18 protein-coding genes and 4 pseudogenes are annotated in these 25002 nt (G+C 70.5%); 10 read left to right on the plus strand and 12 right to left on the minus strand.

Annotated elements, in window-relative coordinates; all coding sequences use genetic code 11:
- Positions 1-298: 298 nt before the first annotated feature.
- Together fmt and ACU6WZ_RS25630 are read left to right on the plus strand one after the other, a co-directional pair.
- The gene (fmt, locus tag ACU6WZ_RS25625; protein WP_447030553.1) at positions 299-1243 is read left to right on the plus strand and encodes a methionyl-tRNA formyltransferase; all 945 of its coding nucleotides are present in this window, start codon (positions 299-301) and stop codon (positions 1241-1243) included.
- Positions 1244-1299: 56 nt separating this feature from the next.
- Positions 1300-2748, plus strand: coding sequence for an RsmB/NOP family class I SAM-dependent RNA methyltransferase (locus ACU6WZ_RS25630; protein WP_447030554.1), 1449 nt, complete (start codon positions 1300-1302; stop codon positions 2746-2748).
- Between the two features lie 6 nt (positions 2749-2754).
- Here ACU6WZ_RS25630 and ACU6WZ_RS25635 read toward each other — a convergent pair whose 3' ends face one another.
- Positions 2755-4959 (minus strand): MMPL family transporter, encoded by a 2205-nt coding sequence (locus tag ACU6WZ_RS25635; RefSeq protein ID WP_447030555.1) that lies wholly within the window; start codon positions 4957-4959, stop codon positions 2755-2757.
- 135 nt (positions 4960-5094) lie between these two features.
- Here ACU6WZ_RS25635 and rpe point away from each other — a divergent pair, with 135 nt between their 5' ends.
- The 3 genes from rpe (at position 5095) to ACU6WZ_RS25650 (ending at position 8552) form a co-directional block, all read left to right on the plus strand.
- Positions 5095-5781, plus strand: a complete 687-nt coding sequence (gene rpe / locus ACU6WZ_RS25640; protein ID WP_447030556.1) for a ribulose-phosphate 3-epimerase — start codon at positions 5095-5097, stop codon at positions 5779-5781.
- Positions 5782-5860: 79 nt separating this feature from the next.
- Positions 5861-6943: a sugar-binding transcriptional regulator gene (locus ACU6WZ_RS25645; protein ID WP_447030557.1), complete on the plus strand. Its 1083-nt coding sequence runs from the start codon at positions 5861-5863 to the stop codon at positions 6941-6943.
- A 166-nt stretch (positions 6944-7109) separates the two neighbouring features.
- A complete protein-coding gene (locus tag ACU6WZ_RS25650) occupies positions 7110-8552 on the plus strand; it encodes a GuaB1 family IMP dehydrogenase-related protein (protein ID WP_447030558.1) in 1443 nt (480 codons plus the stop codon).
- 104 nt (positions 8553-8656) lie between these two features.
- On the opposite strand, the gene ACU6WZ_RS25655 is transcribed toward ACU6WZ_RS25650, so the two are convergent.
- Together ACU6WZ_RS25655 and ACU6WZ_RS25660 are read right to left on the minus strand one after the other, a co-directional pair.
- Positions 8657-9076 (minus strand): ATP-binding protein, encoded by a 420-nt coding sequence (locus ACU6WZ_RS25655; RefSeq protein WP_447030559.1) that lies wholly within the window; start codon positions 9074-9076, stop codon positions 8657-8659.
- Between the two features lie 59 nt (positions 9077-9135).
- Entirely contained in the window at positions 9136-10167 is a 1032-nt protein-coding gene (locus tag ACU6WZ_RS25660) for a GDSL-type esterase/lipase family protein (RefSeq protein ID WP_447030560.1), read from the minus strand.
- A 419-nt stretch (positions 10168-10586) separates the two neighbouring features.
- On the opposite strand from ACU6WZ_RS25660, the gene ACU6WZ_RS25665 reads away from it, so the two are divergent.
- The 5 genes from ACU6WZ_RS25665 (at position 10587) to ACU6WZ_RS25685 (ending at position 16987) form a co-directional block, all read left to right on the plus strand.
- Positions 10587-11978 (plus strand): amino acid permease, encoded by a 1392-nt coding sequence (locus tag ACU6WZ_RS25665; protein ID WP_447034248.1) that lies wholly within the window; start codon positions 10587-10589, stop codon positions 11976-11978.
- A 10-nt stretch (positions 11979-11988) separates the two neighbouring features.
- Positions 11989-12444 (plus strand): Lrp/AsnC family transcriptional regulator, encoded by a 456-nt coding sequence (locus ACU6WZ_RS25670; protein ID WP_069929730.1) that lies wholly within the window; start codon positions 11989-11991, stop codon positions 12442-12444.
- Between the two features lie 248 nt (positions 12445-12692).
- On the plus strand, positions 12693-13526 hold the full coding sequence (locus ACU6WZ_RS25675; RefSeq protein ID WP_447034250.1) for a carbon-nitrogen hydrolase family protein: 834 nt from the start codon (positions 12693-12695) through the stop codon (positions 13524-13526).
- A 58-nt stretch (positions 13527-13584) separates the two neighbouring features.
- The gene (locus tag ACU6WZ_RS25680) at positions 13585-15276 is read left to right on the plus strand and encodes a flavin monoamine oxidase family protein (RefSeq protein WP_447030561.1); all 1692 of its coding nucleotides are present in this window, start codon (positions 13585-13587) and stop codon (positions 15274-15276) included.
- A 367-nt stretch (positions 15277-15643) separates the two neighbouring features.
- Positions 15644-16987 (plus strand): IS4 family transposase, encoded by a 1344-nt coding sequence (locus ACU6WZ_RS25685; RefSeq protein WP_447028847.1) that lies wholly within the window; start codon positions 15644-15646, stop codon positions 16985-16987.
- Here the strand turns inward: ACU6WZ_RS25685 and ACU6WZ_RS25690 are convergent, their stop codons facing one another.
- The 9 genes and pseudogenes from ACU6WZ_RS25690 to ACU6WZ_RS25730 form a co-directional block, all read right to left on the minus strand.
- A complete protein-coding gene (locus ACU6WZ_RS25690; RefSeq protein ID WP_447030562.1) occupies positions 16988-18460 on the minus strand; it encodes a PstS family phosphate ABC transporter substrate-binding protein in 1473 nt (490 codons plus the stop codon).
- A 141-nt stretch (positions 18461-18601) separates the two neighbouring features.
- Positions 18602-19315, minus strand: coding sequence for a DUF5995 family protein (locus ACU6WZ_RS25695; protein ID WP_447030563.1), 714 nt, complete (start codon positions 19313-19315; stop codon positions 18602-18604).
- Positions 19316-19456: 141 nt separating this feature from the next.
- Entirely contained in the window at positions 19457-20851 is a 1395-nt protein-coding gene (locus ACU6WZ_RS25700) for a uracil-xanthine permease family protein (protein WP_447030564.1), read from the minus strand.
- A 146-nt stretch (positions 20852-20997) separates the two neighbouring features.
- Positions 20998-22076: pseudogene (locus ACU6WZ_RS25705) on the minus strand (MFS transporter); the annotation flags it as partial.
- Positions 22077-22196 (minus strand): annotated as a pseudogene (locus tag ACU6WZ_RS25710) (HD domain-containing protein); the annotation flags it as partial.
- A 93-nt stretch (positions 22197-22289) separates the two neighbouring features.
- Positions 22290-23823, minus strand: a pseudogene (locus tag ACU6WZ_RS25715) (GTP-binding protein).
- Between the two features lie 139 nt (positions 23824-23962).
- A complete protein-coding gene (locus tag ACU6WZ_RS25720) occupies positions 23963-24433 on the minus strand; it encodes a DUF3592 domain-containing protein (RefSeq protein WP_447030565.1) in 471 nt (156 codons plus the stop codon).
- Between the two features lie 14 nt (positions 24434-24447).
- Entirely contained in the window at positions 24448-24780 is a 333-nt protein-coding gene (locus ACU6WZ_RS25725) for a LysR substrate-binding domain-containing protein (RefSeq protein WP_447030566.1), read from the minus strand.
- Positions 24741-24893 (minus strand): annotated as a pseudogene (locus ACU6WZ_RS25730) (MFS transporter); the annotation flags it as partial. The pseudogene ACU6WZ_RS25730 and the gene ACU6WZ_RS25725, both read right to left, overlap by 40 nt.
- Between the last annotated feature and the right edge of the window lie 109 nt (positions 24894-25002).

A 25002-nucleotide genomic window follows, 5' to 3' on the forward strand; every position in this document is an offset into this window, starting at 1 on the left:
ACAAGCCTCTCGAGCCGGCGTGGAAGAAGTGGAAGAAGTGAAAGAAGGGGAGATGCGGAAGAAGGGAAAGAAGTAGAAGTGGTGGGATGCGGCGGGGTCACTTGTGCGGGGAGTTGTCGGTCAATCTCTCTTGACCAACGCGTCACCCGCCGCCGGGGTCACGCTCCTGGGGGCGTAACCGCACATGCGCGGGGCGCGCAGATGGGTGTACGCCCCCTGGAGCCCACGCCCATAGACTGGTGCGCCGCTTGTCGCCGCACCTTTTCCGCCCTTCCTGCCCGAGAGGCTCGCGCCACCGATGAAGCTCGTCTTCGCAGGCACCCCCGAGGTCGCCGTACCCGCCCTGGACGCCCTGATCGCCTCCGAACGGCACGAAGTCGCCGCCGTCGTCACCCGGCCCGACGCCCCCGCGGGGCGCGGTCGCAGGCTGGTGGCCAGCCCGGTCGCCCAGCGTGCCCAGGAGGCCGGGATCGAAGTGCTCAAGCCGGTCAAGCCCCGTGACGAGCAGTTCCTGGCGCGGCTGCGTGAGATCGCCCCTGACTGCTGCCCCGTCGTCGCCTACGGCGCGCTGCTGCCCAGGGTCGCCCTCGACATCCCGGCGCGCGGCTGGGTCAACCTGCACTTCTCGCTGCTCCCCGCCTGGCGCGGCGCCGCCCCCGTCCAGCACGCCGTCCTCGCGGGCGACGAGGTCACCGGCGCTGCCACGTTCCTGATCGAGGAGGGCCTCGATTCCGGGCCCGTGTACGGCGTACTGACCGAGCAGGTACGTCCCACCGACACCAGCGGCGACCTGCTCACTCGGCTCGCCTTCGCCGGTTCGGGGCTCCTGGCCGCCACCATGGACGGCATCGAGGACGGCACCCTGCACGCCGTTCCGCAGCCCGCCGAGGGCATTTCCCTCGCACCCAAGATCACCGTCGAGGACGCCGAGATCGACTGGGCGGCGCCCGCGCTGCGCGTCGACCGGGTCGTGCGCGGCTGCACACCCGCGCCCGGGGCATGGACGCTGTTCCGCGGCGAGCGCCTCAAGCTGGTCTCCGTCAAGCCGCTGCCGGACCACACCGATCTGGCTCCCGGCGAGCTGTCCGCCGCCAAGAAGAACGTGTTCGCCGGCACCGGATCGCACGCCGTCGAGCTGCTCTGGGTCCAGCCGCAGGGCAAGAAGCCGATGCTCGCAGCCGACTGGGCGCGCGGCGCGCGGATCGCCCCGGGGGAGCACCTCGGCGCGGCGGACGTACGCTGAGAGAGTTCGTCCCCCCGGCCCCCCCGTCTTCAGTTCTTCAGCGGAGCACCTTTTTCGTGAACGACCAGCCTCGTAGCCGTCCCGCCAAGCGTCCCGCCAAGCCGCACCGGCGTCCCCAGAAGGACCCGGTGCGCTTCCTGGCCTTCGAGGCCCTGCGCGCCGTCGACGAGCGCGACGCCTACGCGAATCTCGTTCTGCCGCCGCTGCTCAAGAAGGCGCGCGCCAAGGGCGACTTCGACGAGCGCGACGCCGCGCTCGCCACCGAGCTGGTGTACGGGACGCTGCGCCGCCAGGGCACGTACGACGCGGTCATCGCGGCCTGCATCGACCGGCCGCTGCGCGAGGTGGACCCGCCGGTGCTGGACGTGCTCGCGCTCGGTACGCACCAGCTGCTCGGCACCCGCATCCCGACCCACGCCGCCGTGTCCGCGAGCGTGGAGCTGGCGCGGGTGGTGCTGGGCGAGGGGCGGGCGAAGTTCGTCAACGCCGTGCTGCGGAAGGTCTCCGCGAAGGACCTCGACGCCTGGGTGGAGCAGGTCGCACCGCCCTACGACGACGACGCCGAGGAGCATCTGTCCGTCGTCCACTCGCACCCCCGCTGGATCGTCTCCGCGCTCTGGGACGCGCTGGGCGGCGGCCGGGCCGCCATCGAGAACCTGCTGGAAGCCGACAACGAGCGGCCCGAGGTGACGCTGGTCGCCCGCCCCGGACGCTCCACCGCCGATGAGCTCCTCGACGTCCTGGGCGAGGACTCGGCCCTGCCGGGCCGCTGGTCGCCGTACGCCGTGCGGCTGGCCGAGGGCGGCGAGCCGGGAGCCATCGCGGCGGTGCACGAGGGCCGGGCCGGGGTCCAGGACGAGGGGAGCCAGCTGGTCGCCGTCGCCCTGGCGAACGCGCCTGTCGACGGGCGTGACGAGCGCTGGCTCGACGGCTGCGCCGGGCCCGGCGGCAAGGCGGCCATGCTGGCGGCGCTGGCCGCACAGCGCGGGGCGGCGCTGCTGGCCTCCGAGAAGCAGCCGCACCGGGCCCGCCTGGTGGAGCGGACACTCGCCGGCAACCCCGGCCCGTACCAGGTCGTCGCCGCCGACGGCACCCGCCCCCCGTGGCTTCCCGGTACCTTCGACCGGGTCCTGGTCGATGTGCCGTGCTCGGGTCTCGGCGCGCTGCGCCGCCGCCCCGAGGCCCGCTGGCGCCGCCGGGCGGAGGACCTGGAGAGCTTCGCTCCGCTCCAGCGCGGGCTGCTGCGCGAGGCGCTGAACGCGGTGCGGGTGGGCGGTGTCGTGGGGTACGCGACGTGCTCGCCGCACCTCGCCGAGACCCGGATCGTCGTCGACGACGTACTCAAGGGGCGCGGCGGGCACCCGCCCGTCGAGGTCGAGTGGATCGACGCGAGGCCGCTGATGCCCGGCGTACCTGCGCTCGGCGAGGGGCCGGATGTGCAGCTGTGGCCGCACATGCACGGGACGGACGCCATGTACCTGGCGCTGCTGCGGCGCACCGCGTAGCCGCCGCTACGGGCCCCCGGCCGCCGGGGTTTCGCCGTGTGGGCCGTCCGGGCGCGAGTCGGGCCCGTGGGGGCCGCGCAGCCCCGGCAGCCCCTCCTCGCGCGCCAGCTTGTGCGGCCACCACACCTTCGGGCCGATGTCCAGGAACAGCGACGTCACCAGCACGGACCGTACGACGAGGGTGTCGAGCAGCACGCCCAGCGCCACCGCGAAGCCGATCTCCGCGAAGGCCACCATCGGCAGCGTGCCGAGCGCGGCGAAGGTGCCCGCCAGGACCAGACCCGCCGAGGTGATGACCGCGCCGGTCGCCGCCAGCCCGGTCACCACGCCGGCACGGGTGCCCTGGTGGCGGGCTTCCTCGCGGATGCGGGTGGTCAGGAAGATGTTGTAGTCGATGCCCAGCGCCACCAGGAACACGAAGACGAACAGCGGGAAGTCCGTCGCCTCGCCCGCGTAGTCGAAGATGTACCGGAACGCGAGCGCGCTCAGCCCCAGTGCGGCGGCGAACGACAGCACGACGGTGCCGATCAGCAGCAGCGGCGCGATGAGCGAGCGCAGCAGCACCATGAGCACCAGCAGCACCACGGCGAGCACCAGCGGGATGATCAGAATGTTGTCGTGGGTGGTGGCGGAGTCCGCGTCGAGCAGCGCCGCCGAGCCTCCGCCCACCTGGGCTTCGGCGCCAGGCACCTCGTGCACCGCGTCCCGTACCCGCTCCACCGTGTCCTTGGCGGCGGAGCTGTCCGCGGGGTCCGTCATCGTCGCTTCGGTCAGCGTCCGGCCCTCGTGGACCGGCTTGGTACCCGGCGGCACGGCGATGGAACCGGGCACGACTCCGCTCGTTGCCGCCACCGCCTCGCGGACCTGCCCGGTCTGCTCCTGGTTGGCGACGATCACGAGCGGATCGCCGCTGCCCGCCGGGAAGTACCGGGCCTGGATCTCCTGCCCGACGATCGAATCCGGCTTGTCGGTGAACGCGTCCGCGTTGCTGAGCCCTTCGGCCCGCAGCTGGGTCAGGCCCAGTGCGAAAGCGGCGAGGACCAGGGCGGTGGCGGCCCAGACCGCCCTCGGCCGGCGGGCGATGCGGTTGCCGGTACGGGCCCAGAAGCCGCGCACCGTGGGTTCCGGCGAGCCGACGCGCGGAATCACCGGCCAGAAGATCCACCGTCCGAAGATCACCAGCAGGGCCGGGAACAGAGTCACCATCGCGAGCAGGGCGACGGCGACGCCGATGGCGGCGACCGGCCCGAGCCCGCTGGTGGAGTTCATCTCAGCGAAGACCAGCACCAGCATGCCGAGCACCACGGTGGCGCCACTGGCCAGCACCGCGGGGCCCGCGCGGTGCAGGGCCAGGGCCATCGCCTCGTGCCGGTCGTCGTGACGGCGCAACTCCTCGCGGTAGCGGGCCACCAGCAGCAGGGCGTAGTCCGTCCCCGCGCCGAACACGAGCACGGTCAGGATGCCCGCGCTCTGCCCGTTGACCGTCAGATCGGCGTGCTCCGCCAGCAGATAGATCAGCGCCTGCGCGGCGCCCAGCGCGCCGATCACCGCGAGCACCGGCACCACCAGCAGGGTCGGGCTGCGGTAGGTGATCAGCAGCATCACGATCACCACGCCGAGCGCCGAGAGCAGCAGCGTGGAGTCGATGCCCTCGAAAGCCTCCGAGAAGTCCGCCGCGGTGCCGCCGGGCCCGGTGACATGCACGTCGAGGCCGTCCGGCGACGCGGCGGCGGTCTCCGCGCGGATGGAGTCGACGGCCGGCGCGATCCGCTCCCAGCCCTTCTCGTCCATCGTGATGGGTACGAACACCTGGGCGGCCCGCGGATCGGAGGGCCGGTCCAGCACCGGTCCGCGGGTCTCGTCGCCGCGCAGACCGTGGTCCCGCAGTTCCTTGAACGCGGCCACGTCCTCGGCGATCCGCTCGCGGTCGGCCGGGGTGAGGCCGCTCTCGCGGGCGTAGATGACGACCGCGGGGATCACCTCGGGGCGGAACTCCTCCGCTTCCTGGAGAACTTGGGTGGACTCCGCATTGCCGGGCAGCCACGACGCCGCGTCGTTGTCCTGCGCGTCGGTGAGTTTCGCGGCGAGGGGGAACGCCAGCACGATCACCACCAGCCACAGCACCAGTACGACCCACTTGCTGCGATGCCCGCAGACCAGGTGGGCCACGCCCCTGCGCGGGGACTGGCGAAGGTCCTGTGCGTCCGGCATGAGGCTCCCACTGGTCCTGTGCGGTGGGCCGACTCGCCGGGATTGCGCGGACTGTGCGGATCCCGGGCGCTCGTGGTCCATACCGAGCGACTGCCGGGGAGGGGAAGCGCCCCGGAAACGTGGCAGGCTTGGCCCATGGCTGTTCAGATCAATCCCAGTATTCTCTCCGCCGACTTCTCCCGCCTGGCGGAGGAAGCGAGGGCGGTCGAAGGCGCAGACTGGCTCCATGTCGACGTCATGGACAACCACTTCGTGCCCAACCTGACCCTGGGCGTGCCGATCGTGGAGTCCCTCAGCAGGGCGACGGACATCCCGCTGGACTGCCATCTGATGATCGAGGACGCGGACCGCTGGGCCCCGCAGTACGTCGAGGCGGGCGCCGGATCGGTCACCTTCCACGCCGAGGCCGCCGCCGCGCCCGTACGCACGGCCCGCGAGATCCGCGCCAAGGGGGCCCGGGCCTCGATGGCCCTGAAGCCGGCCACGCCCATCGAGCCGTACGAGGACCTGCTCCCCGAGCTGGACATGCTGCTGATCATGACGGTGGAGCCGGGCTTCGGCGGCCAGGCGTTCCTCGACATCATGCTGCCGAAGATCCGCCGGACCCGCGAGCTGATCTCCAAGCACGGCCTGGAGCTGTGGCTGCAGGTCGACGGCGGCGTATCGGCGTCGACGATCGAGCGCTGCGCGGAGGCGGGCGCCGATGTCTTCGTCGCGGGTTCGGCCGTGTACGGGACGGACGACCCGGCAGCCGCCGTGCGCATGCTGCGCAACCAAGCGGCCGAGACGACGGCCGCCGCGGCCTGGGCATGCGGCCACTGAGCCACGGCTCGGTGAACGCCGCCCTTCGGGGCTGATCAAGGGTTCGCGGATCTGACAGGATGAACAGCGAGCCCAGAGTGTGAACAGCAGTGAGGAGAACGCGGTGTCTGCAATGTCGGCGGGTCGGTCAGCCCTGCGGATGGGACCCGCCGAGCTGGTCCAGGCGGCGGCCATGGCCCGCCGTTTCTACCTGGAGGGGAAGTCCAAGATCCAGATCGCCGAGGAGTTCGGCGTCAGCCGCTTCAAGGTGGCCAGGGTCCTGGAGACGGCGCTGGAGCGCGACCTCGTGCGCATCGAGATCCGCGTGCCCGCCGAACTGGACGCGGAGCGCTCCGACGCCCTGCGCGCCCGCTACGGCCTGCGGCACGCGGTCGTCGTCGAGTCCCCGGCGGACACCGCTGACGACCTGGTCCCCGGGTCCCCGGGATTCGCCGGGAGCGCGCCCACCGATCCGGAGAACCTTGGCGAGGTCGCGGCCGACCTGCTCGGTGAGCTGGTGACCGAAGGGGACGTGCTGGGCCTGGCCTGGGGCCGGTCCACGATCCACATGGCGGCCGCCCTGCACCAGCTGCCGCCCTGCACCGTCGTCCAGTTGACGGGCGTGTACGACGCCGGGACCGCCGAGCGCGGCTCGGTCGAGGCCGTACGCCGGGCCGCCCAGGTCTCCGGCGGCGAGGCGCACCCGATCTACGCACCCATGCTGCTGCCCGACCCGGCGACCGCGGCGGCGCTGCGCAACCAGACCGGCATCGCCCGGGCGTTCGACTATTTCGACAAGGTGACCGTCGCCGCTGTCTCCATCGGCTCCTGGGAGCCCGGCATCTCCACCGTCCACGACATGCTCTCCGACGACGAGCGCGCGCACTACGCGTCGCTGGGCGTCGCGGCCGAGATGTCCGCGCACCTCTTCGACGCGCAGGGCCGCCGGGTCGGCCGTGATCTGGGCGAGCGGTGCATCACCGTCGAGGCCGACCGGCTGCGGCGTATCCCCGAGGTGGTGGCTATCGCGGGCGGACTGCGCAAGGCCGCCGCCATCGACGCCGTACTGCGCTCGGGCCTGGTCACGAGCCTGGTCACGGACACCGCGGCGGCGGACTACCTGCTGAGCGAGACCGGATCGGCGCCGCGGCCGGCGCTGGACCGGGCGGACCCCGACGACTGAGCCCGGCGCCGTCACGCCCTTGGAGGATCCCACGGCGACACCCCGTGTGACCTGGATGATTGGCCTGGGGCGTGCATCCGCACCGTCATGGGACACTGAAGTACGTGCGTTTTTCCCCGGCTGAAATGCCCGGGGGCCAACTCCGAACGACTGGGATGTTCAGCACGTGCGTTTCCTCAACGATCTGAAGCCGCCGTACGACCTCACGTACGACGACGTATTCATGGTGCCGAGCCGCTCGGCCGTCGGTTCCCGTCAGGGCGTGGATCTCGCGGCGCCCGACGGCACCGGCACCACCATCCCGCTGGTCGTCGCCAACATGACCGCGATCGCGGGGCGCCGGATGGCGGAGACCGTGGCCCGCCGCGGTGGGCTCGTCGTCATTCCGCAGGACATTCCGATCGACGTCGTCACCGAGGTCGTGTCCTGGGTGAAGACGCGGCACCTGGTCCTCGACACCCCGATCGTCCTGGCCCCCTCCCAGACCGTCGCCGACGCGCTGTCGCTGCTGCCCAAGCGGGCGCACGGCGCGGGCGTCGTCGTGGACGCCGAGGGCCGGCCGGTCGGCGTCGTCACCGACCACGACCTGACCGGCGTGGACCGCTTCACGCAGCTGTCCGAGGTCATGTCCAGGGACCTGGTTCTCATCGACGCGGACATCGATCCCGGCGAGGCCTTCAACCGGCTCGACGGCGCCAACCGCAAGTACGCGCCCGCCGTCGACAAGGACGGCCGTCTCGCCGGTGTCCTGACCCGCAAGGGCGCCCTGCGCGCCACCCTTTACACCCCGGCCACCGATGCGGACGGCAAGCTGCGCATCGCCGCTGCCGTCGGCATCAACGGCGACGTGGCCGGCAAGGCGAAGCAGCTGCTCGCCGCCGGGGTGGACACGCTCGTCGTGGACACCGCGCACGGCCACCAGGAGTCGATGATCGCCGCGGTCAGGGCCGTGCGCGCGCTCGACCCGCAGGTGCCGATCGTCGCCGGCAACATCGTCGCCGCCGAGGGCGTGCGCGACCTCATTGAGGCCGGCGCGGACATCATCAAGGTCGGTGTGGGCCCCGGCGCCATGTGCACCACCCGGATGATGACGGGGGTCGGCCGGCCGCAGTTCTCCGCCGTCATGGAGTGCGCCGCCGAGGCGAAGAAGTTCGGCAAGCACGTCTGGGCGGACGGCGGTGTCCGTCACCCGCGCGACGTCGCGATGGCGCTCGCCGCGGGCGCGTCCAACGTGATGGTCGGCTCCTGGTTCGCGGGGACGTACGAGTCGCCCGGCGACCTGCAGCACTCCGCCGAGGGTCACGCGTACAAGGAGTCCTTCGGCATGGCTTCCGCGCGCGCCGTCCGCAACCGTACGAGCGAGGAGTCGGCGTACGACAGGGCCCGGAAGGCACTGTTCGAGGAGGGCATCTCCACCTCGCGCATGTTCCTCGACCCCACGCGTCCCGGTGTCGAGGACCTGATCGACTCGATCATCGCGGGGGTCCGCTCCTCGTGCACGTACGCCGGTGCGAACTCGCTCGAAGAGTTCGCCGAGAAGGCGATCGTCGGAGTCCAGAGCGCCGCGGGCTACGCCGAGGGCAAGCCGCTGCACGCCAGCTGGATCTGACGCACCGCACACTGCCGCACACGACGGCCGGTTCCCGTATCCGCGGGGCCGGCCGTCGCCGTATCTCCGGCCATGGCTTCGTGTGCTTCGTGCTTCGTTGCGGCTCAGCAGGCCGGCTGTGCCTGGGCCGCGTGGTCCGCCTCGGCATGGGGGCGCGGCCAGGTGGCCCGTACGCGCTTGCCCTCGGGCAGCGGCCGGATCTCGACGCGTCCGGCGAGCCTCAGCACCATGTGCCAGCCGAACCCGCCGCCGCCGGCGAAGTCCGGCTCGCGGGCCACGGGGGGCTGCACGCTGGAGTCGTCTATCTCGACCACCAGCTCCTCGGCACCGACGAGCAGCCTCAGGCGCCACCAGCCGGACGTGTGCCGCACCGCGTTGGCCACCAGCTCGCTCACGACGAGCAGCACCGCGTCGAAGTCGGCCCAGGGGCAGTGCTGGGCCAGGTACTCGGCGACGGTGTCCCTGGCGGTTGCGCTGCTTTGCTGCGGCGAGTCCAGGACGACCATGGGCGGCTCCTCAGTCATCAAGGCCTCGCCTACCCCCATTTTGCGATCCCATGACACTCCGGACCGCCTTGTTTTCGTCAGAGCGACGAGGCGAAGCGTGCCGTGCGCAGCGCTCCGGCCACCGCGTCCGCCATGAGCGCATGACCCGCGTCGTTCGGGTGCAGGCCGTCCGCCAGGTGCTCCGGGCCGAGGATGTCCAGTCCGGGCAGCAGGGCCAGCCGGTCGTCGCCCACGGAGACGACCTCCAGGACCGCCTCCTCGACGGCGGTGCGCAGCGATGCGAGGGTGGCGCCGAGGGGATTGGCGGTGTGCTCAGCCTCGGGGCGCAGCACGGGGGAGAGGACCAGCAGCGGGGTGTCCGGATGTCCCTGGCGCAGCAGGCCCACGAAGGCGCGCATCGTCTCGTACAGCAGCGGCGCCGAGAACGGGGTGCGTGACCAGCAGTTGGTGCCGAACGCCAGGGTCAGTAGGTCGGCGGGCAGCTCGGCGAGCTGCTGGGCGACGGCGAGTTCGCCCCGGCCGGCGCCGGCGTGCCCGAGGTTCACGGTGTCCAGACCCAGCGCGCGGCCGGCCACGGAGGGCCAGGCGTGGGCGGGCCGGGTGGACCACCAGCCCTCGGTGATGGAGTCGCCGTGGACCAGCCAGCGGGGCTGGGCCGAGGCCGCGGCGATGGAGCCCTTGACCGGGCGCAGGCCCAGGATCTCGGGGTACTGGCTCTCCGGGGGATGGACCGTGAACCGCCCGGACAGGGCGGGCAGCGGGATGCGTACGACCGTCTCCTCGGCCGGAGCCTCGACGGTCTCCGCCACCAGGGCGCCCTCGTGCCACAGCGCGAAGGTGTGGGCCACGTCGTGCAGGGCCTCACCGGGGCCCGGCAGGGCCGCGCGGTAGCGGATGTCCACGGCGGTGGCTCCGTGGGCTGTGAATTCCAGCCGTACGCCGACGGGCACTGCGGCCCGCTCCACCGTGTCCCACGGCAGCCGGTCCAGATCGGCGGGGTCGGCGCGCACGGCGCGGCGCCCTTCCCGCCAGGCGACCCCCCGCAGGAAGGGGCCTGGGTCCAGCCACTCGGCCAGGTCTGTCCGGTTCGCACGGTCCGTTGTGGTCATACGACAGGGTGACATCAACGAATCGTCCGGGCGTCTGCGCTGCGGGCGCGCCCTGGACGGACGCATTAGACGGACGCCGCGGACGGACGCACTGAAGAGACAAACGGGACATCGAAAGGTGAGGTGCAACAAAAAGCCACGCATCGCCATTGTGCGCAATGATCGTTCACCCATGCGCAAGGTTGCTGCATTACGTACGTGAATGTGCACCTCGTAAGGTTCACGCTGTACGTGGAGTGGCGGGGACCGCCTGCTCGGCGGTTCCCAGGCTCCGGGCGATGCAGTCACGCCCAGGAGTGGACCGCCGCGGTCGCCGCCATCCCGATTGGCAGCGATAAGGAGCCACCCCAGTGTTGGACGCAGCGCCACCCGTTTCCCCCCAACCGGAATCCGAGAGTCCGAATCTCGGCAGCCGGCTGATGCGGCGCAAGCCCGTCGAACAGATGGTTGCCGAGGGCGGCCAGGGCGAGGGTGGCACCCTCCGCCGCTCGCTCACCATGTGGCAGCTGACGACGATCAGCATCGGTGCGACGCTCGGCACCGGCATCTTCGTCATCCTCGGCGAGGCCACCCCGAAGGCCGGTCCGGCCGTCGCGATCGCGTTCGTGCTCGCCGGCCTCACCGCGCTGTTCTCGGCGCTCTCCTACGCGGAGCTGGCCGGCACTGTTCCGGTCTCCGGGTCCTCGTACTCGTACTCGTACGCCACCATGGGCGAGATCGTCGCCTGGCTCTGCGGCTGGTGCTTGGTCCTCGAATACGGCGTGTCCGTCTCGGCTGTCGCGGTCGGCTGGGGGCAGTACCTCAACGAGCTGCTCGAAGGCACGATCGGCCTCACCATCCCCGAAGCCGTGTCCGCCCCCCTCGGCGAGGGCGGCTTCATCAACCTGCCCGCGCTCGTCGTCGTGCTGCTCGCCATGGTCTTTCTGCTGCGCGGCGCCAGGGAGAGCGCCCGGCTCAACGCGATCATGGTCATCGTCAAGATCGTCACGCTGGTGCTCTTCTGCGTGATCGGTTTCATGGGCATCAAGGCCGGCAATTACGCCCCGCTCGCCCCGCTCGGCGTCACCGGCGTCATGGCCGCTTCCGCCACCTTGTTCTTCTCGTACATCGGCTTCGACGCCGCCTCCACGGCAGGCGAGGAAGCCAAGAACCCGAAGCGGGACCTGCCGCGGGCGATCATGCTTTCGCTGCTCATCGTCACCGTGCTCTACTGCCTCGTCGCCCTGGTCGCCGTCGGCGCCATGCCATGGCAGGAGTTCGAGGGCACCGAGGCCGCCCTCTCCAAGATCATGACGGATGTCTCGGGGCACAGCTTCTGGGGTGTCGTCCTGGCGGCCGGTGCGGTCGTCTCCATCGCGAGCGTCGTCTTCGCCGTGCTGTACGGCCAGACCCGCATCCTGTTCGCCATGTCGCGCGACGGTCTGATGCCCAAGGTCTTCGCCAAGGTCGACGCGCGCACCGGAACGCCGAGGGCCAACGTGATGATCGTGTCGCTCTTCTGCGGCACCCTCGCGGCCTTCATCCCGCTTGGCGAACTCGCCAATGCCACCAGCATCGGCACCCTCTTCGCCTTCGCGCTGGTCAACGTCTCCGTGATCATCCTGCGCTACAAGCGGCCTGACATGCCGCGCAGCTTCCGCGTCGCGCTGTTCCCGGTGACGCCGATCCTCGGCGTCGTCGCCTGCGTCGGCAACATGTTCCAGCTGGCCCCCCTCACCTGGCTGTATTTCGGTGGCTGGATGATCGTTGGGCTCGTGTTCTACTTCCTGTACGGCCTCCGCCGCTCCCGTCTGGCCACCGCAGAGAAGTGATCCACCCGCAGTGCGACTGAACGATCTCGACGAACGCATCGTCCACGCCCTCGCAGAAGATGCCCGCCGCTCCTACGCGGACATCGGCTCCGAGGTCGGTCTCTCCGCCCCCGCCGTCAAACGCCGGGTCGACCGGCTCCGCGCCGAGGGAGCGATCACCGGGTTCACCGTACGGGTGGACCCGGCGGCGCTCGGCTGGGAGACGGAGGGCTTCATCGAGATGTACTGCCGCCACAACACGTCCCCCGAGGACATCCGTCGTGGCCTGTCGCGCTACCCGGAGGTGGTGTCCGCGTCGACCGTCACCGGCGACGCGGACGCCGTCGTCCAGATCTTCGCCTCCGACATGAGGCACTTCGAGCGCGTACTTGAGCGGATCGCGGGCGAGCCGTTCGTCGAGCGCACGAAGTCGGTGCTGGTTCTGTCACCGCTGCTCAGGCGCTTCTCGTCGGGCTCCCCGGCGTAGCACCGGGCTCCGCCCCGGACCCCGCTCCCGCAAGGCGGTGTCCAGCGGTCGCCGCGGGGGTTTGAGGGCGTACGGACCGTACGACCACAGACGCACCGGCCGCCACGCAATGAATCGCCGTGACCGCGCCGAATTGCGCAATGGATCGACGGTCAGTCCGCAACGGTCGCGTCTTGTCCGGCCAGGAGCCCGGAACGTACCGTCTTAACGACTCCCGTATGTCCCCTCCCACCTGCCCGAGGTCTGCCATGCCGCCGCTGCGTACCGCCCTGCTCCAGAGCTCCGGCCGCCCCGGCTCCGTGGCTGAGAACCTCAAGGTCCTCGACGAGGCCGCGGGCCGTGCGGCGGCGGCCGGGGCCGGGCTCCTGGTGTGCCCGGAGCTGTTCCTGACCGGCTACGCGATCGGCGCCGACGTGCACCGGCTGGCCGAGCCCGCCGACGGCGAGGCCGCCGACGCCGTAGCCGACATCGCCGTACGCCACGGGCTCGCCGTGCACTACGGCTACCCGGAGCGCGACGGAGGGGGGCACCTCCCGCTCGAGCGAAGCCGAGAGCGGGGGAGCGTCTACAACTCCGCGCAGCTGATCGGCCCGGACGGTGACCGCCTCGCCAACTACCGCAAGACCCACCTCTTCGGCTGCTTCGAGCAGGAGTGGTTCACCCCCGGCGACCAGGCCGTCGTCCAGGCGGAGCTCGGCGGACTGCGCATCGGCCTCATGATCTGTTACGACGTGGAGTTCGCGGAGAACGTCCGCGCCCACGCGCTCGCGGGCACCGACCTGCTGCTGGTGCCCACGGCCCAGATGCACCCGTTCCAGTTCGTGGCCGAATCGGTCGTCCCCGTGCGGGCCTTCGAGAACCAGATGTACGTCGCCTACGTCAACCGCACCGGCCGCGAGGGCGAGTTCGAGTTCGTCGGACTGAGCTGCCTGGCCGGCCCCGACGGGGGCGCCCGTGCCCGTGCCGGGCGCGGCGAGGAGCTGGTGATCGCCGACGCCGACCCCGAGTTCCTGCGGGCCTCGCGTGAGAACAACCCGTACCTGCGCGACCGGCGCCCCGGCCTGTACGCGTCCCTGACCTGACGCCGCCAGGTCCACCGCCCCGCTTCTCTTACCGCTGCTTGCAAGGAGTCCGTACCCCATGACGTCCACGGTGCCCACCGCTGTCCAGCACACCGACGCGCAGCCGCCGATCACCATGTTCGGTCCGGACTTCCCCTACGCGTACGACGATTTCCTGACGCATCCCGCCGGCCTCGGCCAGATACCGGCGACCGAGCACGGCACCGAGGTCGCCGTCATCGGCGGCGGCCTGTCCGGCATCGTCGCCGCGTACGAGCTGATGAAGATGGGCCTGAGGCCCGTCGTCTACGAGGCCGACCAGATCGGCGGCCGACTGCGTACCGTCGGCTTCGACGGCTGCGACGAGTCGCTGACGGCCGAGATGGGCGCGATGCGCTTCCCCCCGTCCTCCACGGCGCTCCAGCACTACATCGACCTGGTCGGGCTTGAGACCACGGCTTTCCCCAACCCGCTGGCGCCCGTCACCCCGTCGACCGTCGTCGACCTCAAGGGCGAGTCGCACTACGCCGAGACCGTCGAGGACCTGCCGCAGGTCTACCGCGACGTCGCCGCCGCCTGGGCCGCCTGCCTGGAGGACGGCGCCGACTTCACCGACATGAACGAGGCCATGCGCGAGCGCGACGTACCGCGCATCCGCGAGATCTGGTCGCAGCTCGTCGAGAAGCTCGACAACCAGACTTTCTACGGCTTCCTCTGCGAGTCCGAGGCCTTCAAGTCCTTCCGGCACCGGGAGATCTTCGGCCAGGTCGGCTTCGGCACGGGCGGCTGGGACACCGACTTCCCGAACTCCATCCTGGAGATCCTTCGCGTCGTCTACACCGAGGCGGACGACCACCACCGCGGCATCGTCGGCGGCAGCCAGCAGCTGCCCGTCCGGCTCTGGGAGCGCGAGCCGCAGAAGCTGGTGCACTGGCCGCTCGGTACGTCGCTGAAGTCGCTCCACGACGGGGACCCGAAGCCGGCCGTGACGCGGATGACCCGTACCGCGGGCAACCGGATCACCGTCACGGACGCCTCCGGGGACATCAGGACGTACCAGGCGGCGATCTTCACGGCCCAGTCCTGGCTGCTGCTCTCCAAGATCGCGTGTGACGACTCGCTGTTCCCCATCGACCACTGGACGGCGATGGAGCGCACCCACTACATGGAGTCGTCCAAGCTGTTCGTGCCGGTCGACAGGCCGTTCTGGCTGGACAAGGACGAGCAGACGGGCCGGGACGTCATGTCAATGACGCTGACCGACCGGATGACCCGCGGCACCTACCTGCTGGACGACGGTCCGGACAAGCCGGCCACCATCTGCCTCTCGTACACCTGGTGCGACGACAGCCTCAAGTGGCTGCCGCTGTCCGCCAACGAGCGGATGGAGGTCATGCTGAAGTCCCTCGGCGAGATCTACCCGAAGGTCGACATCCGAAGCCACATCATCGGCAACCCGGTCACGGTGTCGTGGGAGAACGAGCCGTACTTCATGGGTGCCTTCAAGGCGAACCTGCCCGGCCACTACCGCTACCAGCGCCGCCTGTTCACGCACTTCATGCAGGACCGTCTCCCCGAGGACAAGCGCGGCATCTTCCTCGCCGGCGACGACATCTCGTGGACGGCCGGCTGGGCGGAGGGCGCCGTGCAGACCGCGCTGAACGCGGTGTGGGGTGTCATGCACCACTTCGGCGGGGCGAGCGACGCGACCAACCCCGGGCCCGGCGACGTCTACGACGAGATCGCTCCGGTCGAGCTGCCGGAGGACTGAGACGGGCCGCCCGGGGCCGGCCGCGATCCGGCCGGCCCCGGGCGGCCATCAACGACGGCCCGTGGAGCGGGGGTTCACTGGCCCGCGCACGTCCCGGCCGCCTCCGGCGCCGCGCACGGCAGATGGCCGTGGGTGCGTACGACGTTCTGGCCGCTGCCGTAGGTCAATGCCGGGAAGCTTGGCTTGATCATCTCGTGTGCGGGCGCTGGATGCAGCGAAGCTCCTGTAGAACGAGCGATCTACCACGATCGACTTGTTCGGAACAGGAGCTTCGTTGTCTGGGGAGTCTGGCATAGAGGGGTCGTCGCGTGCGAGCGCGGGACAGACGGGGCAGCTGGGTGTGTTGCGCCAGGTTGTGACACGGCGGATGGTCACGGATGTGCTGGCGGCTTCCGGCCGCGGGGACCGGCGTAGTGACGGCAAACTCTGCGCGGTGACGTGTGTGTTCTTCGTGCTCGCGTTGACGCTGTTCCCGAGAGACGGCTACCGGTCGGTGCTGTCGAAGCTGGCCGGTGGGACGGCGCGGCTGGCCGCGCGGGGCCAGCTGGTCTCCTCCTCGGCGCTGCGGCAGCGCCGCGTCACGCTGGGCCCGGAGCCGTTCCGGTTACTGTTCGAGCGGATCGCCGGGCCGGTCGGCACGGTCGCGATGCCGGGGGTGTTCTGGCGGGGGCTTCGGCTGGCCTCGGTGGACGGCACGTTTCTCGAGGTCGCCGACACCGCGGTGAACGCGGTGTTCGGCCGGACCCGCAATCAGCGGCGGATCGCCGCGTTCCCCCAGGTCCGCCTGGTCGCGCTGATCGAGTGCGGGACCCGGGCGCTGCTCGGGGTGGCGTTCGACATCCGCCGGGTCTGTGAGCAGGACCTGACACGGCGCCTGCTGGACCGGATGCGCCCCGGGATGCTGGTCCTGGCCGACCGGGGATTCCCGGGCTGGCTGCTGTGGGTCGATGCCGCCGCCGGCGGGGCGGATCTGTTGTGGCGGATCTCGGCGGCGGTGCGGCTGGTCCCCGACGAGGTCCTGCCCGACGGCTCCTGGCTCGCGACCCGGCACGCGCACAAGAACATCACGAAAGCCCTGGCGGGGCGGCCCCGGTCGGTACGGATCCGGGTGATCGAGATGGTGGTCGTCATCGAGGCCGCCGACGGGTCACGACGCCATGAGCCCTACCGGCTCATCACCACCTTGCTCGACCCTGCGGCCTTCCCCGCCGGTGAACTGGCCGCACTGTATTCCCAGCGGTGGGAATCCGAGCTCGAATTCCGGGACTTGAAGATCACTCAGCGCGGGGCACGCGCCGTCCTGAGATCGAAGACACCCGCGCTGGTCAACCAGGAGATCTGGGCGTATCTCGTCACCCACCAGGCGATCCGCCGCACGATCAGTTCCACCGCCGCCGGCCACGGGCTCGATGCCGACCGGCTCTCCTTCACTGTCGCCCTGACCGTCGCCCGGGACACCGTGATCCGCACCACGGCGCGGATCGGCACCCACCTCGCCGAGATGACCACGTCGCTGCTGGCGAACCTGCGATCGGCCGAGCGACGCCTGCGGGTCTGCCCCCGGACCGTGAAACGCCCCAGCTCCATCTTCCCCTCGAAACCCGCCGGGCCGGCCAGCCGCAGCACAAAAATCACCGGATACGGGATCGAAATCATCCCACTCGACACAACCCCGCCGACCACCGCGGAGCCCGACAGCCACACGAGATGATCAAGCCAAGCTTCCCGGCATTGTGCCGTAGGTCAGGTAGGCGAGGAAGCTGGAGACGAGGGAGTCGGCGGGCGGGCTGCCGTAGGTGTAGGCGTACTCGATCTCGTTGAACGGGTAGCCGCTGGTGCCAATCTTGTCGATGGTCGGCTCCCGGCCGTCCAGCCGCAGACGGTGTACACCGTCGGGGTCCGTACCGGAGCGCAGTTCGCTGTAGCCGATGGCGCCGGGGACCGCGGCCACCTTCGCCAGTACCTGCTCGGTGGTGCCCAGCTCGCAGCGGATGACGCCGGGGCCGGAGTCGTTGCGGGAGACGCAGTTCTGCGAGGAGCTGGCGCTCTCGCCCTCCGCCAGGATCGTACGCTCGAAGACCTGGCGCGTGCCGGAGTCGGACTGCCGGCTGACCAGCCGGACCGGCAGATCGGGCCCGTCGAGCTCGTCCCAGCTGCGGATCGCACCGGAATACAACTGCCTCACCTGCGCGATGGTCAGCCCCCTGACCGGCACCTGGTCGCTCAGCACCAGGGCGAACACGGACACCGCGACGCGGCTCTCACGCAGCTGGGGGTAACCGTTCGGCTTGGGGCCGTCCGAGAGGGCGATCACCGGCGGTGATCCGTCGTCGGACGCCTGACCCGCGTCCTCCAGGGCGCTGATGCCGCCGAGACTGCCATCCATGTCCACGGTGATCTTCGCGTCCGGGCAGTCCTCCTGGTACTTGGCGGCCAGCTCGTCGACGGCCGGCCGGAAGGCGCTGGACCCTGCGACGGTCAGCTCACCGGTCGCGCAGCCCATCGGCGGCGGGGCGTCGTCGCGAACCACGGTCAGGGTGGCGAGGGCGATGAGACACAGGGCGAGCGCGGCGGTGAGCAGGCGGGCCGGCCGGCTGAACAGCGGCGGCTTGTCGTCCGGCGTGGTGCTCTCGTTGGGCGCCACCTGTCCGTCCTGGATGCCCCCGCTGACCTGGACCTCGCTGCCAACGCCGCCTTCGCCGAGCAGTACGAGAAGTTTGTAGTGCTGGCCTCGGTTGAGAGGAACCTTGGGGAGGAACACGCGGTTCTGGTCGTGGCGCATGCCGCCTGCCGGGGTGAAGTGCCCCATCAGGTGGGTGTGTTCGGGGTTGGGCTGGGTGACCGCCACCCCGCGGACCGTGCGGTCCGTGAAGTGGACGGTGAGGCCGTGGGCGTCGGGGCCGGTGTAGTCCGTGGCGGCGATGCCCTGGGCGCCGTCGTTCTCGATGCGCAGCAGCACGAGCGTGGCGTTGGCCATGTCGGGCGATACGTCGAACAGGCCGAGGCGCACGGTGTCGTGACCGGCCCGGGCGTCGCCGCCGATCGGCGTGTCCATCTGCACGCGGTAGCCGATGCGCTTGCGGCGGGGCACCCTGCGCTCGTACCAGAACGGGCCGACCGCGGCCACCACACCGACCACGACCCCTGCCAGAGCCAGCACGTTCTCGAAGTTCAACCACTCCACGGATGTCCTCGCCCGGCCGCCTGCGCACTGCTGTCTCGTGCACGTGTGCGGGTCACGGTAGGGCGCGAGGAGGGGGACGAAAACGGTTTCCGGCAGCTCGACGGACGCCGTTCACCCCCGCTTCATCTGTCGGGCGTGGGGTCAGTCGTCGTAAGGCAGGGGCGTGAGCAGCATCCGCCCGACGAGGCCTACTCCGGCATCCAGCCGTTCCCCGAAGTCCTCCGCCAGGTCCGGGAGTTCACGCAGCCCCCACAGGAGCCGGGCCGCGGACCAGGCGGCGTCACGCGCCCGCTCCAGGCTCCACGCGCCGAGCAGATGGGTCAGCGGATCGGCGATCTGCAGGAGGTCGGGACCGGGCATCAGGTCCTCGCGGACGCGCTCCTCCAGTGTGACCAGCGCGTCGCCCACCCGGTCGAAGTCGGACTCCAGGTCCGCCGGGCGGCAGCCGAGCGCCTCGCAGGTGTCGACGACGGCCAGCACCAGGTCGTGGCCGATGTGCGCGTTGATTCCGGCGAGGGCGAACTGGAGCGGGCGTACGCCCGGATGGCGCCGGCAGTGGAACAGCGGCCGCCAGCAGGCGGGTGGCCGTCGCCCCGCCGACCAGGCGTCCACGGCGGCGAGATACCGCTGGGCGAAGAGGACGTCCAGGGTGGTGGCGGCACGGACATCGGTGAACAGACCGCCGTCGAGGCGCCGGCCGATCTCCTCGGTGACCGTCAGATAGACCCGGTTGAACACCGCCAGGCCGTCCGAGGCCGGCCAGTCGCAGCGATAGGAACGCATCCGCGCGACGACCGTGTCGACCGACATCGAGGAACGGTCCGTCTGAGCCGGGAAGTGCTCGATCTGCGCCATGCGGGCAGCGTCCCAGCCTCGGGCTGCCCGCCGGGTGCCGTAGGCGTCGGCTTCCCCGGAACGGGGGAACGAATGCTCCGTCGGCGTGGGGGGTGTTCGCAGTGAGGCAACGGTCCGGCCGAACGCCTGATCGGCAGGCTTCTAGCGGGACTTGTCCTCTTCCGCATCGCGGTCGTACGCCGAGGTGCCCGCGTCCAGCAGGGGTTGCTGCTCCTTGAGGTGGGCGGGGGCCAGGGCGCGGAGCACGTGATAGCCGGTGATGACGACGATCGTGCCGAGGGCGATGCCGCTCAGCTCGAAGCTGTCGGTGATCTTCAGGCGCACGCCGCCGACGCCGATGATGATGCCCGCGGCGGCCGGCACCAGGTTCAGCGGATTGCGCAGATCCACGCCGGCGTTCGTCCAGATCTGGGCGCCCAGCAGTCCGATCATGCCGTACAGGATGACGGTGATGCCGCCGAGCACACCGCCGGGGATGGCGGCCACGACCGCGCCGAACTTGGGGCAGAGCCCGAAGAGCAGGGCAAAGCCCGCGGCGGCCCAGTAGGCGGCGGTCGAGTAGACACGGGTGGCTGCCATGACGCCGATGTTCTCGGAGTACGTCGTGTTGGGCGGGCCGCCGACGGCTGTGGACAGCATGGACGCGGCACCGTCCGCGGCGATGGCGGTGCCGAGTTTGTCGTCGAGCGAGTCGCCGGTCATCTCGCCGACCGCCTTGACGTGTCCGGCGTTCTCCGCGATCAGGGCGATGACGACGGGCAGCGCGACGAGGATCGCCGACCACTCGAAGGCCGGCGCGTGGAAGGAGGGCAGGCCGAACCAGTCCGCCCGGCCGACCGCCGACAGGTCCAGCCGCCAGTGGTCCACGGCCTCGGCGCCGCCGGCGGGGGAATGGATCCGGCCGAAGACCTGGTCGAAGAGCCAGGAGATCCCGTACCCGAAGAGCAGGCCGAGGAAGATCGCGATGCGTGAGAAGAAGCCGCGCAGGCAGACCACGGCCAGGCCGGTGAAGACCATCACCAGCAGGGCAGTCCACTGATCCTGCGGCCAGTACGTCGACGCGGTGACCGGGGCCAGGTTGAAGCCGATCAGCATGACGACCGCGCCCGTGACGACCGGCGGCATCGCCGCGTGGATGATGCGGGCGCCGAACTTCTGTACCGCCAGCCCCACCAGGAACAGCGCGGCGCCGACGACGAGGACCGCGCCGGTGACGGTGGCACTGTCGCCGCCGGACGCACGGATGGTGGCGGCCACGCCGACGAAGGAGAGCGAACAGCCCAGGTAGCTGGGCACTTTGCCACGGGTGGCCAGCAGAAACACGATCGTCGCGACGCCGGACATCATGATGGCCAGATTCGGATCCAGGCCCATGAGCACCGGAGCCACGAACGACGCCCCGAACATGGCCACCACGTGCTGGGCGCCCAGCCCGGCCGTGCGGGGCCAGGAGAGGCGTTCGTCGGGGCGTACCACGGCGCCGGGGGCGGGGGTCCGGCCGTCGCCGTGCAGGGTCCAGCGCACCCCGAGGTTCATCGTGGCTCCTGTGCGTTTTCCGTGAATGATCGGAGTCATGCTACGGCCGGATGCCGACCGGCCCGTCGCGCGGCTGCCCGTCGTGCGACTGTCCGTCGTGCGACTGTCCGCCGCGCGGCTGAGGGGGTGTCAGGGGGCCCCGCTTCTCAGACGCCGGTGGGGCTTGATTTCCCCGTGGCGGCCGTTCGCGCCTCGGTGTGCGCCCCCTCCGGCAGCCGCCCCGCGCCCCGCAGTACGCCCGCCCCCACCACCAGGCCGAACGCCAGCAGCGTCACCAGGCCGAACGACACCACCAGCGACGTCACATCCGCGACCGCGCCGATCGCCGAAGGGGCGATCAGCCCCGAGGTGTACGTGATGGTCGCGACCCCCGCGATCGCCTGGCTCGGGTTCCGCCCGCTGCGCCCCGCCGCCGCGAACGCCAGCGGGACGACCACCGCCACCCCGAGCCCGATCAGCGCGAACCCGCCCATGGCGAGCGCCGGATGCGGGGCGAGGACGACCAGCACCCCGCCGGCCGTCGCCGCGACACCGCCGACCCGGACCGTACGTACCGGGCCGAACCGGTCGACCACCCGGTCCCCGGCCAGCCGCGCCACCGCCATCGTCAGCGCGAACGCCGTCGTCGACGCGGCGGCCCGCCCCGGCGAGGTGTCCAGCACATCCCGCAGGTACACCGCAGACCAGTCCAGACTCGCCCCCTCGGCGAACACCGCGCAGAACCCGATCGCGCCGATCACCAGCGCCGACCTCGGCGGCAGCGCGAACCGCGGCGGAGCCTCCTCCTCGGGTGCGCTGCGCAGATCGATCACGCCCTGGCAGGCGACCAGACCCAGTACGGTCAGCGCCGCTGCGGCCAGCGCGTGGTGCGATCGCGCATCGGTGCCCAGGTGCGCGGCGAGTGTTCCGGCGGCCGAGCCGATCAGTGCGCCCGCGCTCCACATGCCGTGCAGCCCGGACATGATCGACTTGTCGAGCCGGTTCTCGATCTCCACACCCAGCGTGTTCATCGCGACGTCCGACATGCCCGCGGTCGCGCCGTACACGAACAGCGCCGCGCACAGCGTCCCCAGGTTCGGCGCCAGCGACGGCAGGATCAGTGCGAGCGTCCACAGCGCCAGCAGGCCGCGCAGCGCAGCGCGGCGCGTGCGCCGAGCCGGTGGCTGACCGCGCCGGCCAGTGGCATCGCCACGGACGCACCGATCGCGGGGAAGGCCAGCGCGACGGTGCGGACGGCCGGGTGGGCGTTGGCGACCTGGTCGGCGGTCACCTCGCCGTTCGGCGCCGCGCGCAGGTACTTGCGGCCGATGTGCGGGATGTCCCCGATCCGGGTCTCCTGGGAGTCGCACCCGCTACGACGTCGGCAAAACCGTCAAACGCCCCGAGAACCTCAAGGCCATCGGCAAGCCCGGAAGGTCTTGGTAGATAAAAAACAAGCTCAGACCCGCCGCACGACGTGCAGCAGGTACTCGTTCCGGTTCAGCGGATTGTGATCCGTACGCGCTCTGGCCGGAACCTCTCCGACCACCGCCTGATAGTGGTCGAAGGCGGACTCCAACACGCCCTCCCCGCTGGTCAGCGTCGGCAGCTGCTGCTCCAGTTCATGCACGCGAGCCGCAGGGATCACACCCTCCAGCACATACGCCGCCCCACGCGTCTCCGGCGCCGCAGGAACAGCACGCAGCCGCGTCAGTACCGGCAGCACGGCCCCGAACGCATCCGCCGGAACCTCCAGCCGGAACCGGTGCATCGGCTCGTGCACCCGGGTGCCCACGCGCGACAGCGCGTCCATCAGTACCAGCGGCGTCAGATTGCGGAAGTCCCCGGCCGTGCTCGACATGCTCTTGTCGAAGACGGCATGGGAGTGGCTCTGCCGCGGCCAGTATCCGGAGTGCGTCATGGTGACGGCGCAGTCGGTGACCCGCCAGCCGTTCAATCCCTCGCTCAATGTCTCTCGCACGGTTTCCTCGACCGCTTTGATGAACGAGAGCGGCAGCGCACCGAGTTCGAAACCGATACGGAATTCCACACCGCTGCGGACCGCACCCGGCTCCACGCGCAGTCCAATGGTGGCAAGAAATGGATTGGCTCCCTTGTCGATGATTTCGACAGCCGCCCCGGCAGCGACCGGACGTTCAATGCAGAGGGTCGTCGTCTCCCGTAAGGACACCTCGACGCCGAACTCATGAGCCAGCGTCGCCTGGATGACTTCTTTCTGCACCTCGCCATAGAGGGACACGGAAACCGATCCCCTCCATCAAGGCATCGGCACCCGCGCCGGTCATCGCCGAGCCGAAGTACACGGGGTGCACGAGCGCCTGCCGGACCTGCGCGACGAGCTCGCCGCGGACGCGCCCGTACGGAACGCCCTCGTCCTCGACATATGCGGCGAGCAGCTCGTCGCTGCGGTCGGCGAGCACATCGACCAGCCCAGCGACGAAGCCGGTGTCGCCGGCGTCTCCCGGTACGAAGAACGCGCCCCGGCCGCCCTGCTCGCCCACCGTCCCCATGGGAACGACCGCGGGCGTGAGCTTCTCGCCCAGGCTCCGCAGCACACGCTCGTACCGTGCACCGCGCCGGTCGATCTTGTTCACGAAAATGAGCGTGGGGATGCGAAGACGTTGCAGCGTCCGCATCAGCACCCTGGTCTGCGGCTGGACGCCCTCCACGGCGGACACGACCAGCACGGCGCCGTCGAGCACGCTCAGCACCCGCTCCACCTCGGCGATGAAGTCCGGGTGGCCGGGCGTATCGATCAGATTGACCGTCACGTCGTCAACAACGAACGACACAACGGCGGATTTGATGGTGATGCCGCGCTGTCGTTCCAGCGCCAGCGAATCGGTCTGGGTATTTCCGTCATCGACGCGGCCGATCTCGTCGATGACACCGGCGGCGTACAGCAGCCGCTCGGTCAGGCTGGTCTTACCGGCGTCGACATGCGCCAGAATTCCCAAGTTCAACGTACGCACTACGTGTCATGTCCTCCGAATAGGCAGCAATTACCTTCGTGTAGGGCATGAACGCAGTTCGCATCAGTATCTCCTCGGTCACTCGGCTGTCACCGGTCAGTGCAGCAGAGGCCGACGTCAGCGGCAACCGATTAACCACTCACGTGCGCGACGCGAAGATGACCCCCACGAAGCCGATCAGGGCGAGGACCAACCCCATGCCGACGAGCATCACCGTCATCCCGCCCACCACGCACGACGCGACCCCGAGCCGCACAGGGGCCCCGTCCACCACCGCCCGCTCGGGCCGGTGCGGCAGATACCGCAGCGGCACCAGGTCCCCCGCCACATAAGGCTGCCGCGCGGCGACTGTGGCTCGTATCTGACGCCCGTCATAGGTCAGGAAGCCCACGATCAGCCGCCGCTGGCTGTTCCCGGACCCGTTCGACGACTGGTGGTGCACCACATACGTCTCCAGGCACCGGCCTTCCGCCATCAGACCGGCTCGCAGCGTCTGCTGGTACTCCGCGGCCTTCCGCCGCATGAAGACGAACGCTCCGATGCCGAAGGCCGCGATGAGCAGTCCCAGCGTCCCGAGCACGAGCCCGTAGGCCCCACTTCCAGCGAACATTCCGCATCCCCCCGTTATCCGGCCGACGACTCCCGTGAAGATGCGCCCCCGCACCCCTCCGGTTCCCGCACCGCGTTCAACCGGGGCGGGGCGAGCGCCACTTCCCTCGCGGCCCTGGCGAACTCCGCCACCCTCGCCGTGTTGCCGGCGCGGCGCCAGACCAGGCCGTACTCGATCGGGGGCGCGTCGTCGAACGGGACGTAGGTGACGCCGGGCCGGACGTAGTACTGGGCGCCCTGCGCCGCCGAGATCACCGCTCCCCTGCCGCTCGCGACGAGCGCGAGGGCCTCCTGCCAGTGGGTGAAGCGAGCTGGCCGGCGCTGACGGAGGCGTGGTCGGCGATCCACGGGATGCGGGTCGCGAAGCTGCCCGTGACGGCTCCGTGAACGCAGAACACGGCGGCGACCGCATACCGTGCCCGTTTCAACGTGCTCCGGCTGAACACCGTTTCGCCCGACATCTGCCGCGCCCTCCCCGCATTCCCGTCCACGTACCGTCAGTCCCGTCCAGCGTGCCGACGTAAACTATCAGGAACCCTGCCTGATAAATAGATCTGAGAGGATCCGCGG

Source organism: Streptomyces hypolithicus (assembly GCF_052934925.1).

Excerpts from the sequence above, each read along its gene's own strand:
- ACU6WZ_RS25675 (WP_447034250.1), top strand. The coding sequence starts at position 12,693 with ATGCCGCCGCTGCGTACCGCCCTGCTCCAGAGCTCCGGCCGCCCCGGC.
- ACU6WZ_RS25635 (WP_447030555.1), bottom strand. The coding sequence starts at position 4,959 with ATGCCGGACGCACAGGACCTTCGCCAGTCCCCGCGCAGGGGCGTGGCC.
- ACU6WZ_RS25665 (WP_447034248.1), top strand. The coding sequence starts at position 10,587 with ATGCGGCGCAAGCCCGTCGAACAGATGGTTGCCGAGGGCGGCCAGGGC.
- ACU6WZ_RS25685 (WP_447028847.1), top strand. The coding sequence starts at position 15,644 with ATGGTCACGGATGTGCTGGCGGCTTCCGGCCGCGGGGACCGGCGTAGT.
- ACU6WZ_RS25720 (WP_447030565.1), bottom strand. The coding sequence starts at position 24,433 with ATGTTCGCTGGAAGTGGGGCCTACGGGCTCGTGCTCGGGACGCTGGGA.
- ACU6WZ_RS25660 (WP_447030560.1), bottom strand. The coding sequence starts at position 10,167 with ATGACCACAACGGACCGTGCGAACCGGACAGACCTGGCCGAGTGGCTG.
- ACU6WZ_RS25695 (WP_447030563.1), bottom strand. The coding sequence starts at position 19,315 with ATGGCGCAGATCGAGCACTTCCCGGCTCAGACGGACCGTTCCTCGATG.
- ACU6WZ_RS25700 (WP_447030564.1), bottom strand. The coding sequence starts at position 20,851 with ATGAACCTCGGGGTGCGCTGGACCCTGCACGGCGACGGCCGGACCCCC.
- fmt (WP_447030553.1), top strand. The coding sequence starts at position 299 with ATGAAGCTCGTCTTCGCAGGCACCCCCGAGGTCGCCGTACCCGCCCTG.
- rpe (WP_447030556.1), top strand. The coding sequence starts at position 5,095 with ATGGCTGTTCAGATCAATCCCAGTATTCTCTCCGCCGACTTCTCCCGC.
- ACU6WZ_RS25680 (WP_447030561.1), top strand. The coding sequence starts at position 13,585 with ATGACGTCCACGGTGCCCACCGCTGTCCAGCACACCGACGCGCAGCCG.
- ACU6WZ_RS25655 (WP_447030559.1), bottom strand. The coding sequence starts at position 9,076 with ATGACTGAGGAGCCGCCCATGGTCGTCCTGGACTCGCCGCAGCAAAGC.